Source organism: Pseudomonas sp. MPC6 (assembly GCF_006094435.1).
Lineage (GTDB): Bacteria > Pseudomonadota > Gammaproteobacteria > Pseudomonadales > Pseudomonadaceae > Aquipseudomonas.
In genome coordinates, this window is sequence record NZ_CP034783.1 from 193,971 (window position 1) to 205,769 (window position 11,799).

At 58.6% G+C, this 11,799-nt stretch carries 11 protein-coding genes; 3 read left to right on the plus strand and 8 right to left on the minus strand.

Annotated features, from left to right (window positions below; genetic code table 11):
* Nucleotides 1-144: 144 nt before the first annotated feature.
* Nucleotides 145-1,107 (plus strand): IS110 family transposase, encoded by a 963-nt coding sequence (locus tag ELQ88_RS02835; protein ID WP_138963519.1) that lies wholly within the window; start codon nucleotides 145-147, stop codon nucleotides 1,105-1,107.
* A gap of 23 nt (nucleotides 1,108-1,130) precedes the next feature.
* Here the strand turns inward: ELQ88_RS02835 and ELQ88_RS02840 are convergent, their stop codons facing one another.
* The 6 genes from ELQ88_RS02840 to ELQ88_RS02860 form a co-directional block, all read right to left on the minus strand.
* The gene (locus ELQ88_RS02840) at nucleotides 1,131-2,360 is read right to left on the minus strand and encodes a spore maturation protein (RefSeq protein WP_138963521.1); all 1,230 of its coding nucleotides are present in this window, start codon (nucleotides 2,358-2,360) and stop codon (nucleotides 1,131-1,133) included.
* Nucleotides 2,361-2,581: 221 nt separating this feature from the next.
* Nucleotides 2,582-3,913, minus strand: a complete 1,332-nt coding sequence (gene gltP / locus ELQ88_RS02845) for a glutamate/aspartate:proton symporter GltP (RefSeq protein WP_128874639.1) — start codon at nucleotides 3,911-3,913, stop codon at nucleotides 2,582-2,584.
* A gap of 309 nt (nucleotides 3,914-4,222) precedes the next feature.
* Nucleotides 4,223-4,618: a hypothetical protein gene (locus tag ELQ88_RS34275; RefSeq protein ID WP_178084666.1), complete on the minus strand. Its 396-nt coding sequence runs from the start codon at nucleotides 4,616-4,618 to the stop codon at nucleotides 4,223-4,225.
* 9 nt (nucleotides 4,619-4,627) lie between these two features.
* Entirely contained in the window at nucleotides 4,628-5,092 is a 465-nt protein-coding gene (locus ELQ88_RS02850; RefSeq protein ID WP_138963523.1) for an inhibitor of vertebrate lysozyme family protein, read from the minus strand.
* 2 nt (nucleotides 5,093-5,094) lie between these two features.
* Complete coding sequence (locus tag ELQ88_RS02855) at nucleotides 5,095-5,259, minus strand: DUF1328 domain-containing protein (protein ID WP_003177151.1); 165 nt, start codon at nucleotides 5,257-5,259, stop codon at nucleotides 5,095-5,097.
* Nucleotides 5,260-5,357: 98 nt separating this feature from the next.
* Complete coding sequence (locus ELQ88_RS02860; RefSeq protein ID WP_138963525.1) at nucleotides 5,358-5,645, minus strand: hypothetical protein; 288 nt, start codon at nucleotides 5,643-5,645, stop codon at nucleotides 5,358-5,360.
* 435 nt (nucleotides 5,646-6,080) lie between these two features.
* Here ELQ88_RS02860 and algB point away from each other — a divergent pair, with 435 nt between their 5' ends.
* Both algB and ELQ88_RS02870 read left to right on the plus strand, forming a co-directional pair.
* Nucleotides 6,081-7,427 (plus strand): sigma-54-dependent response regulator transcription factor AlgB, encoded by a 1,347-nt coding sequence (gene algB / locus ELQ88_RS02865; protein ID WP_128874642.1) that lies wholly within the window; start codon nucleotides 6,081-6,083, stop codon nucleotides 7,425-7,427.
* Between the two features lie 10 nt (nucleotides 7,428-7,437).
* Nucleotides 7,438-9,228, plus strand: a complete 1,791-nt coding sequence (locus ELQ88_RS02870) for an ATP-binding protein (protein ID WP_138963527.1) — start codon at nucleotides 7,438-7,440, stop codon at nucleotides 9,226-9,228.
* A 7-nt stretch (nucleotides 9,229-9,235) separates the two neighbouring features.
* On the opposite strand, the gene ELQ88_RS02875 is transcribed toward ELQ88_RS02870, so the two are convergent.
* A complete protein-coding gene (locus ELQ88_RS02875) occupies nucleotides 9,236-10,849 on the minus strand; it encodes an EAL domain-containing protein (protein ID WP_128874644.1) in 1,614 nt (537 codons plus the stop codon).
* A 75-nt stretch (nucleotides 10,850-10,924) separates the two neighbouring features.
* A complete protein-coding gene (locus ELQ88_RS02880; RefSeq protein WP_138963529.1) occupies nucleotides 10,925-11,707 on the minus strand; it encodes an N-acetylmuramoyl-L-alanine amidase in 783 nt (260 codons plus the stop codon).
* Nucleotides 11,708-11,799: the final 92 nt, after the last annotated feature.

An 11,799-nucleotide genomic window follows, 5' to 3' on the forward strand; every position in this document is an offset into this window, starting at 1 on the left:
CCAGTACAGACCGTGGGAGACTTCGCCCCACCCCTTCACCAAAGCGCCGATAAGGAATGCATCGGCCATGACCGACGATAGAAGCAAGCCAGCGCAATGGTGAAGCCCCGACAAGCCTTTAAACCCTAACCCGGAGCTTTCTTTGTGGCAATGAGTGTCTCGCGTTCTGTAGTCGGAGTGGATGTCGCCAAGGCCGAAGTGGTGGTCTATCAGGCCGACACGGATCTGCTGTTGGCCGTGTCAAACGATAAACCGTCTCTTACAAAGTGGCTGAAAACGTTACCTGCAAACAGCGCCATCGCTATTGAAGCCACCAATATCTATCACCTGGATACGGTTGAGCTGGCTCATGCAATGGGACATACCGTCTATGTCATCGACGGCTTCCGTTTGAGTAATTACCGCAAAGGAGTGGGTGGCCGCGCCAAAACAGATGCCAGCGACGCCCGTTTACTGGCGCGTTACTTGAAGAACGAAGAGGAAGAGCTACGTCCTTGGAGCCCGCCGCCGAAGGTCTATACCAAGCTTCAAAGCCTGCTTCGAAGACGAGCGACATTGGTCCAGGCGCGTGTCAGTTTGACTCAAAGCTGGAACGACGAACCGCTGCTGAAAGCGGCATTCAAACAACAGATCGCTGCCATGGGCCGATTGGATTTACTCATCCAGAAGAAGCTGTTGGACGTCGTAAAAGAGGCGGGTCTGCTCGAGCAAGTCAAACGCTGCCAGGCCGTAGAGGGGGTCGGTTTTCTTACCGCCACCGCACTGACGATGGCATTTCAACGCGGCGATTTCGCCAGTGGTGACGCCTATATCGCGTTTCTTGGAATGGATTTGAGAGTCTCTGATTCGGGGCAGATGAACGGACGTCGAAAGCTGACCAAGAAAGGTGACTCAGAGATACGGCGCCTGCTGCATAACGCGGCGATGGCTGCCAGTCGCTCAAAGACCTGGAAGCCGTTTTACGAACGCTATCTGGAGCGGGGATTAAAGACGACTCAAGTGCTGGTCATCCTGGCTCGCAAGCTGGCACGGGTGGCATTCGCCCTGATGAAGAACCAGAGCGAATATCAGCCAAATCCAGTTTTTGGGGCTTCCCCCCAAACATAGAATCTCCCACAAGGGGTTCGCGGTCAGCCGAAGAACCAGTAACAGACCCCGATGGCACCAAGCACCCCGGCCAGTTCCGCCAGCAACGCACACCCCACCGCATGCCGCGCGCGCTGGATGCCCACTGCACCGAAGTACACCGCCAGTACATAGAAAGTCGTTTCAGTACTGCCCTGTAACGTCGCCGCCACCAATGCCGGGAAGCTGTCTACCCCGGACGTCTGCATGGTTTCGATCAGCATCGCCCGGGCCGCACTGCCCGAAAACGGCTTGACCATGGCGGTCGGCAAGGCATCGACGAAGCGCGTGTCCCAACCGGCCCACTCCACCAGATGCCGAATTCCGTCCAGACCAAAATCCAGCGCCCCGGATGCCCGCAGCACGCCGACGGCGCAGAGCATCGCGACCAGATACGGCAGCAGGTTCTTCGCCACATCGAAGCCTTCTTTGGCGCCTTCGACGAACGCCTCGTAGACCTTCACCTTGCGCAACGCACCGATCACCAGGAACAGCATGATCAGCCCGAACAGCGTCAGGTTGCCGAGGATCGATGACAGGCCGGCCAGAGCGGTCGCCGAGAGCGTCGCCAGCAGCGCCATGAAGCCACCCAGTATCAGGGCTCCGGGAATCAGGTACGCGAGCACCACCGGGTCCCACAGGCGCAGGCGTTGCATCACCGCCACTGACAACAGACCAACCAGCGTCGAGCAACTGGTCGCCAGCAGGATCGGCAGGAACACCAGCGTCGGATCGGGCGCACCTTGCTGGGCGCGGTACATGAAGATCGTCACCGGCAACAGGGTCAGGGAAGAGGCGTTAAGCACCAGGAACAGGATCTGGGCATTGCTGGCAATGGTGGCGCTGGGGTTGAGCTCCTGCAGCGCCTTCATGGCCTTGAGGCCGATCGGCGTGGCGGCGTTATCCAGGCCCAGGCCATTGGCGGCGAAGTTGAGCGTGATCAGGCCGATGGCGGGGTGACCGGCCGGCACTTCCGGCATCAGCCGCAGGAACAATGGCCCCAACGCCTTGGCCAGCCACTCGACGATGCCGGCTTTCTCGGCGATCCGCAGAAAGCCCAGCCAGAGGGTGAGGGTGCCGAACAACAAGACCATGACCTCGACCGACAATTTGGCCATGGCGAAAATGCTTTCCACCATCGCCGCGAAGATCCCGGCGTTGCCACCGATCAACCACTGCGCCAGCGCCGATACGGCTGCCACGACGAAGAAGCCGAGCCACAGGCCATTGAGCATCAGTTAAATCCCCCAAAGAATGCGGCGAATGATAGCGGGGTAGCCAGAAACGACAAACCCCGGATTTCTCCGGGGTTTGTCTGCGGGGGTGCGTCCTGCACTTAATGTGCTTGCAACCCCTGACTGTAGGAGCCGGCTTGCTGGCGAACGGGGCGCCGCGGTGTATCAGTCACTGCGCGTTATCGTTCTTCGCCGACAAGCCGGCTCCTACAGGGGAGGCGTCAGTTGTTGGAAATCTCGCCAGCCGGCAATTTTTCCTTGCTGCGCCAGTGCGGCAGGGAGTTCCAGTAGCGCTGGCCCTTGGCGTCGTCGTACATGCCTTCCCAACGGGAGATGACCAATACGGCCAACGCGTTGCCGATCACGTTCAGTGCGGTACGGGCCATGTCCATGATGCGGTCGACACCGGCGATGAACGCCAGGCCTTCCAATGGAATACCCACGCTGCCCAATGTGGCCAGCAGCACCACGAAGGACACACCCGGCACGCCGGCGATGCCTTTGGAGGTGACCATCAACGTCAGCACCAGCAGCAATTGCTGGCTGATGGACAGGTCGATGCCGTACAGCTGGGCAATGAAAATCGCCGCAATGCTCTGGTACAGGGTCGAGCCGTCGAGGTTGAACGAGTAACCGGTCGGTACCACGAAGCTGCAGATGGCTTTCGGTGCGCCGTAGGCTTCCATCTTCTCGATGACACGTGGCAGCACGGTTTCGGAGCTGGCGGTGGAGTAAGCCAGCACCAGCTCATCCTTGAAGATTCGCATCAGCTTGATCACCGAGAAACCGAACAGGCGAGCGATCAAGCCCAGCACCATGAAGGCGAAGAAGGCGATGGCGAAGTAAACCAGGAGCACCAGTTTGGCCAGCGGCAGCAGGGAGGCGAAGCCAAAGTTGGCCACGGTCACCGCGATCAGTGCGAAAACGCCGATCGGGGCGTAGCTCATGATCATGTGGGTGACTTTGAACATGCTTTCCGACACGCCCTGGAACATCTTCACCAGCGGGTCGCGCAAGTCGGGTTTGAGGCTCGACAGGCCGAGGCCGAACAACACCGAGAAGAAGATGATCGGCAGCATCTCGCCACGGGCGATGGCCGCGAAGATGTTCGACGGGATCAGGTTGAGGATGGTTTCGATGAACGCGTGTTCATGCTGCACCTCGGCGGCTGTGGCCTGGTACTTGGAAATATCGACGGTACCCAGCGTACTCATGTCGATGCCGGTACCCGGTTGGAACACATTGGCCAGGACCAGGCCGACGACGATGGCAATCGTGGTCACGATTTCGAAGTAGAGGATGGTCTTCAGGCCGATGCTGCCGAGCTTCTTCGCATCGCCGACACCGGCGATACCGACGATCAACGAGGAGACCACGATCGGGATCACGATCATCTTGATCAGACGGATAAAGATATCGCCTGCCGGTTGCAGAACGTTACTGATCCACCAGGCTTTTTCGGCACTGAAATGGTTGAGCAGCGCACCGATTGCAATCCCCAATACCAGACCGATTAGGATCTGCCAGGCGAGGCTAAGCTTTGCCTTCTTCATATCTTTACCCTTACTTGCGTTTGACTCAGGCCGATGCAGGAACTGGCACGCTTGTGGCGTAAAAGTCTTGTGCATCTGCCCCCGTATAAGGTGCCCGGAGCGCTGGATGGTGGCTCTCTGGCAAGCGAAAAAAGGCGCAACTATTCCGATGCAAGGAAGCGACGTCTAATGCCGTAAACGCCTACCCTATGCCGAATCGGCATGAGCTTTTTATAGTGAAACTCGCGTCCCAACCGGTTCGAATACGACATTTCGGCAGGCATAAGTGCCGTGAACCGGCCATCTCAGGGAAGATCGGATGTTTTTTGATCAGTCGGGCGAGGGGTGTTTTTCAAGAAAATCCGCCATGGCGCAGCGAAAATTAAGCGCAAAAGGGCGGTAATATTTCTCGATGTACGGTCGTGCGCGGACCTCCCGAAAAACAGTTTCCAGGGAGCACGGCAACATTTTGAAGGTGAAACGACGAAATGGGGAGGATCGCTCTAATTCAACGCTTTGCACGTAGAAGCTCTTCGCAAGTCCGTCGAGCATCAGTGATCGGCGAACTTGCGTCGCAGCTTTTTGCCTGACCCGGCCCTTGCGCAGGCACCCCATGTACCCGTAGGTCACTCCGCCCCTGAAACAGGCAGAACATCCCGACCCCTTGGTCATGCGTCTACCTTTATCGGGTAGCGCATATGGAAAGAAGCAGTTGGCTTCTTTCATATCTTGAAATCAGTACCAGTTAGGATCTTTCTTCAGCTGTTCCATCAGCAGATCCTGCATACCCTGGTCTGGTTCTCCCAGAAAACGATAATTGGCGTGGCGCGTCGGCGACTTGTCAGCCGGTAATCCCGCAGGCACTTCAACCAGCATAGCGTAGGCATGCTTTTTGTCGAAGCTGACGGAGACTATCAATCGATTATTCAGGCATGTGGACTGCGACTCGCAAAGCGGCCCCACCAGATACTGGTCGCCGTCTTCTTCAACCGCGTTCATTTGCTCGGCAGCGCCGGACAGGTTCATTACCCATTCCGGCAGGCGTTCTTCTTTCTTCACAACGCCTTGCCAGGTCTCACGGTATTGCGGGTCGGCGCTCAAAAGCTCGTTGACCCGCGTCTGGCCATCATTGGCGGCCATGGTCATGGCACTACCGCCCAAGAGCAGGGCGGCTGCCAGTGTCTTGAAGGAAACGCTCATGTTCAGCCTCGACCGCGGCGGCCAAAGAAGAACGAAGCAATGAACATCACCAAGAACACGACAAAGAGAATCTTGGCGATACCCGTGGCGGTGCCCGCGATACCACCGAAGCCCAGTACTGCGGCGATGATGGCAATGATCAAGAATGTGATTGCCCAGCTCAACATGGTGATTCTCCTTACGCTTCTATTTTAGAGGTGATGCTTGTGGTGCTTTATCCCGGCGCAGCCAGCGCGCCAAGCTCTGTAGGTTCAAGCTCTGTCAGTTAGAACACCCAACGTTCCTGACGGGGCATCTCATCCACAGGCTGTGCCTGGTCGACGTCCATCATTCGCATCGGGGCGAGGTCAGCCTGGTTGCTGCTGGCGGCGCTGAAATGGGTCTGGACCGGATGCTCGATCGTCACGCGCGACGCTTCCTGCTGCGAACTCTGCTCCCAACGCTGAAACTGCTGGCCGCCGATCAACGTGATCAACAGCGCCAGAACAGCAAACAGACCTTGCTGGATATGCAGTGGCGAGATACGCATTTGGGCGGCATGTTGGCGACTCATCCTGAAGCTCCTCCCACAGTGTGGTGATCTTGTTTAGGGCGACGATTTGAATGCCCTGGATAAGAGAGTCATTGCAGCCTGCATGCCAGCTTTTCTTAAGAAAAAAAGCTAACAAAATCAATAAGTTAATACCTACGCCAAAATCGGGTCGGACGCATCCTGCACGATGGTCTTTCAGCGGTCGGGCGTAATGCACGATCGATGCATAAGTATTTTCAAGTTTTTTGAATTGCCTGAAGGGCATGGCTGTCAGAAAAATGATCAGTCGTGCGCGTGTAGACCGGCTATCTGATAAAAAAACAACAAAATCAGTCGATTAGCCGTAGGGTAAGCACAGAGCTACCCTGTTGTAGGCAGAATCGACCAGAATCAACCATGCAACTTGCCCGATTTTTCCGGGACTAACCAAGATCATTCACTAAGGAGCGTAGGAAAATGGAATCAGCCACTGAGCACCAAGGCCGCATTCTGCTGGTGGACGATGAGTCCGCCATCCTGCGTACTTTTCGCTACTGCCTTGAAGATGAAGGCTACAGCGTCGCTACGGCCAACAGCGCTGCACAAGCCGACGCGTTATTGCAACGTCAGGTCTTCGACTTGTGTTTCCTCGATTTGCGCCTGGGGGAAGACAATGGTCTCGATGTGTTGGCGCAAATGCGCATCCAGGCGCCGTGGATGCGTGTGGTCATCGTCACCGCGCACTCCGCGGTAGACACGGCAGTGGACGCGATCCAGGCCGGTGCCGCCGATTACCTGGTCAAACCGTGCAGCCCCGACCAACTGCGCCTGGCCACCGCCAAGCAACTGGAAGTGCGACAGCTGTCGGCCCGTCTGGAAGCCCTGGAAGGTGAAGTGCGCAAACCCAAGGATGGCCTGGACTCCCACAGCCCGGCGATGAAAGTGGTGCTCGAAACCGCCCGCCAGGTTGCCAGCACCGATGCCAACATTTTGATTCTTGGCGAGTCCGGTACCGGTAAAGGCGAGCTGTCCCAGGCCATACATGGCTGGAGCAAGCGCGCAAAGAAATCCTGCGTCACGATCAACTGTCCTTCCCTGACTGCCGAACTCATGGAAAGCGAGCTCTTCGGTCACAGCCGTGGTGCCTTCACCGGGGCCAGCGAAAGCACCTTGGGCCGTGTCAATCAGGCCGATGGCGGAACGCTGTTTCTTGACGAGATCGGCGACTTTCCCCTGACATTGCAGCCAAAGTTGCTGCGTTTTATCCAGGACAAGGAATACGAACGCGTCGGCGACCCGGTCACCCGCCGAGCCGATGTGCGAATTCTCGCGGCCACCAACCTCAATCTGGAGGACATGGTCCGTGACGGCCGTTTCCGTGAAGACCTCCTTTATCGCCTGAACGTGATCACCTTGCACCTGCCGCCCTTGCGGGAGCGCAGGGAAGACATCCTGAACCTGGCCGATCGTTTTCTGGCTCGTTTCGTCAAGGAATACGCGCGTCCGGCGCGGGGTTTCAGCGATGCGGCCCGAGAAGCACTGCTCAGCTACCGCTGGCCGGGCAACATCCGCGAGCTGCGGAACGTGGTGGAGCGGGCGAGCATTATCTGTCCGCAAGAGCGGGTAGAGATCAGCCACCTGGGCATGGCCGAAACCCCGGTCAACAACGCGCCTCGTATCGGTGCCGCGTTGAGTCTGGATGAGTTGGAGAAGGCTCATATCGGCGCCGTCCTGGCCACCGCCGACACGCTGGACCAAGCCGCCAAGACGTTGGGCATCGACGCTTCGACGCTGTACCGCAAACGCAAGCAGTACAACCTGTGAGCCCCGCCCGATGAAACTGGCGATGAAGTTGCGCACTCGGCTGTTTCTGAGCATTTCTGCACTGATCACCGTCGCGCTGCTCGGGCTCTTGCTCGGGCTGGTCAGCGTGATGCAAATGGCGGGCACTCAGGAAGCGCTGATCCGGAACAACTTCGTCACCCTCGACCTGGGGCTGAAATTGCGCCAGACCCTTGGCGACCAGTTGATCATCATGCTCAACGAGCATCCGGATCCTGCTGCATTCGAGCAGTCCAGGCAGCACTATTATCGGTTGCTGGATGAAGGCATTGCCCTTACCGATGCCGGCAATGACGTCCAATACGGTTTTGCACAGGCCAAGGCTGACTACCAGCGCTTCATGCAGGCGTACGACCAGACACCAGAAGCGTCGCGCGTGTTGACCGGTACCAGTGAACTCACCGAAAAATTCAATACGCTGCGCAATGGCTTGATCGTCGAGCACAAGCGCGCGCTGGAATACATCAATGTCATCGAGCGCCAGGCCCGGGAGCGGGCGCTGCTGGTGGCCGGTCTGCTTGGGCTGGTGGGGTTGGCGGTGCTGATCATCGGTTTCGTGACCGCGCACGCCATCGCCCGGCGTTTCGGCGAACCGATAGAGGCCTTGGCCCAGGCGGCGGATAACATCGGGCAAGGCAATTTCGAAGTGACCCTGCCTATTTCTTCGGCAGAGGAAATGAACCAGCTGACCAAACGCTTCGGGATCATGGCCGAGGCCCTGCGCGAGCATCAGGCGACCAATATCGACGAGCTGCTCGCCGGTCAGCAGCGTTTACAGGCGGTACTCGACAGCATCGACGACGGGTTGCTGATGATCGACCGCGAAGGGCAGTTGGAACACCTCAACCCCGTGGCACAGCGTCAATTGGGTTGGGACACCGATCGGCTCGGCCAGGGGCTGGGCACCGCGCTGGAGCGCCCCGAGCTTGATGGACAGCTGCAACTGGTGCTGCGCGGCGGGACCCTGGAGCGGGCCCCGGAAGACTTGAGCGTCGAGGTCGATGGTGAGTCGCGATTGTTGACGTATAGCCTGACCCCCGTCAGCCATACCCAGGGCCATATTCTCGGCGCCGTGATGGTGTTGCATGACGTCACCGAGCAGCGTGCATTTGAACGGGTACGCAGCGAGTTCGTGTTGCGCGCTTCCCATGAGTTGCGCACACCGGTCACCGGGATGCATATGGCGTTCGGCCTGTTCCGCGAGCGCGCGCATTTCGCCCAGGACTCCCGTGAAGCCGATCTGCTGGACACCGTGAATGAAGAGATGCAGCGCTTGATGCAGTTGATCAACGACCTGCTGAACTTCTCCCGCTATCAGAACGGATTGCAGAAACTCACCCTGGCGCCGTGTTCCATCGACGATTTGCTGGAGCAGGCTCGGGAACGTTATGCCGGCGTGGCGGTGGAGAAGGGCATCAGCCTGTTGGTGGAAGTGCAGGGCCCATTGCCCTGGCTGCAGGCCGATCAGCCTCAGCTGGACCGGGTGCTCGATAACCTGATCGACAATGCCTTGCGCCATACCGGCACCGACGGGCAGATACGCTTGCAGGCTCGGCGTCATGGGGAGCGGGTGATCATCAGCGTTGAAGACAACGGCGAAGGCATTGCCTACGGCCAGCAGGGGCGGATCTTCGAACCCTTTGTCCAGGTCGGCCGCAAAAAGGGCGGTGCCGGGCTCGGCCTCGCGCTGTGCAAGGAAATCGTGCAGTTGCATGGCGGTCGGATGGGTGTCTATTCGCGGCCGGGGCAGGGCACTCAGTTCTATATGGCGTTGGCGGTGTAAGCGGCTTTCACGCTTCGTCATCCAGGCGTCTGCCCGCCAGCCGGCGGCCACGGGTGATCAGTTCAATGAACTGCACAGCGCTCAACGCATGGGCGAACAGCCAGCCCTGACCATATTTCACCCCTTCGCTGCTCAGAAACGCCGCTTGCGCTTCATGTTCGATGCCCTCGGCAATCACTTTCAGTTGCAGGGCCTGGGCCATGTGAATGATGTGCGGTGCCACGCCACTGCTGGCGGCGTCATGGCCAAGCGCGTCGATAAACGCCTTGTCGATCTTCAGGCAATCCACCGGCAGGGTTTGCAGGTAGGCGAGGCTGCAATAGCCGGTGCCGAAGTCGTCGATCAGTACCTGATGCCCGACATCGCGCAAGGCCTGCAGGTTTTCCCGGGCCACCACCACATCGATCAAGCCCCGTTCGGTGACCTCGAACGCGATCTGCTTGGCCGCGACCCGATGCAACGTCAGCAAGCGCGCCATCACTTGGCCGATACGCGGCACCATGACGTCGCAGGCTGCGAGGTTGACCGAGATGTACAACTGCGGATTGGCCCGCAATAAATGACCAAGCTGCTCAAGCAGGCGCTGCAGGACGAAGTCGGTCATCTGGCGGATCTGGCCGGTGTTTTCGGCCATGGGGATGAACAGGTCGGGGCTGGTCAGGGTGCCATCCGGTCTGCGCCAGCGGAGCAAGGCTTCTGCCCCGACACAATTGCGGCTGTCGAGGTCGAAAATCGGTTGATACAACACCTGCAACTCGCCTCGCCGAATGGCGCCAGTCAGTTCGGCATCCATCGACTGTCGCTGCTTGACCAGCAGGAACACCAGAAAACCCACGCAGATGCCCAGCGCCAGGCTGGCTGGCAACAGCCACCACCAGACCGCAGGCACGTGCATGCCGGTACGCGGCGTTATAAGTACAAGCTGGTATTCCGGATTGTTGGTGGGCATGCGGTAAATCAAGCGTGTGTGCGTGACTTGCAGCGCATCGGGACTTTTCGGGGGCCAGGGTTCGGTCGGTGGCCAGGCCTGCGACACACCCAGTACCGGAATCGCCCGCGTGCCGTGGTCGAGTACCACCAACAGGCTGCTTCCGGGCGACAGGTCGACCATATCAGTCAAATGCCCGCGGGAGGTCGCGACGCGAAAATTACCGCGCCCGAGCATCAGCGCGGCACGGTTTTCATCAGGCTCGGTGGTGGTGTTCAGCCAATAGCTATAGGTGGGGCCCTTGATATCCGGCGGCCGTAGCAGCGACAGCCCTTCCTGGCGGGGTCGGTTGGAGCAGATCCGCGAGTCGTCCCGATAAGCCGCTTCGTAAACGAAACGGTAATTGAAACTGACTTGCTGCAAGGTCGCGATCATCTCGTCGTCGCAGCCCCGCAGCGGCTGCGCTTCGAGGTCGTCGAGGCTTTCACGCAACTGGCCGAACAGCTGCTCCAGACGGGCCAGGAAGCGTTCGCCCTGGGCGTTCATTTCCTCGCTTTCGCTTTGCTCGACTTGATGCATGGCCACAAACAGACTGCCTGTCATTAGCAGGGTTGCGCTCAAGGCAGCAGCCAACATCGCCAAAAACCAAGGGCGATAGAACCATCGACGTAATGTCTCTTTAGCAGCAGGCATTGGGTACATCCGAAGAATTACCAATGAGTTATAGCTGCTGATTGAGAAAAAGCTCTTACCGTCGGGCGGGCGTCATTATTTTGTCTGATTCAAAACGTGTAAAAGTGCCGCGGTTTGCGCATCCGGGGTGCCGTCGAAGCGGGTCGGTCGGAAGTGCATCTGGAAGGCCGCAATCACATGGCGCGTCGCGACATCCAGTTCGCCGGTTTGCGGCGTGGGGTAACCCAGGCGGGCCAGCTGCGCCTGATACCAACCAATGCTTGGCAACTGGACGCCGAACTGCACTTGCTGGCGCGCCACGGCCTGCTCGTTTGGCCAGACGCCCAAACCTTCGGCTGCCAGGCGTTTCCAGGGGAACAGCGGTCCCGGATCAAGCTTGCGCAACGGTGCGATGTCGCTATGACCGATGATGTTGCGCGGGCTGATGGCGTAGCGCTTGCTGATGTCCTTGAGCAACACAATCAGCGACTGCACCTGGGCTTCGCTGTAGGGATACCAGAGACGCTCCCCGTTTGGCGTGTCCTTGAAGCCGGGATTGACGATTTCGATGCCCAGGGAACTGGAGTTCAACCAGGTCCGACCTTGCCACTCGCTTTCGCCGGCGTGCCAGGCCCGCAGGTTTTCATCCATCAGCTTAAAGATGGTGGCGTTTTTGTCATCACCAATCAGGTAATGGCTGCTGACTTCGCCATGGGTCAGCAACTGCAGCGAGCGCTCCTGCGATGCGGAGGTGTAATGCACCACCACGAACTGGATGCGGCTGTCGTGATTGACCGAGGCATGACTGGTGTCGAGCCGGGGGCCGCTGGCACAACCGGCCAACAGAGCCAGCGAGGCGAGGAAAGCAAAAAATTTCATGGCAGGAGGCAATACACGCAAGACAATAATGCAACAGTGTAACGTACTGCTTTGCGCACAGACGGGCGGCACGCTGATTTAAACAAATTGGA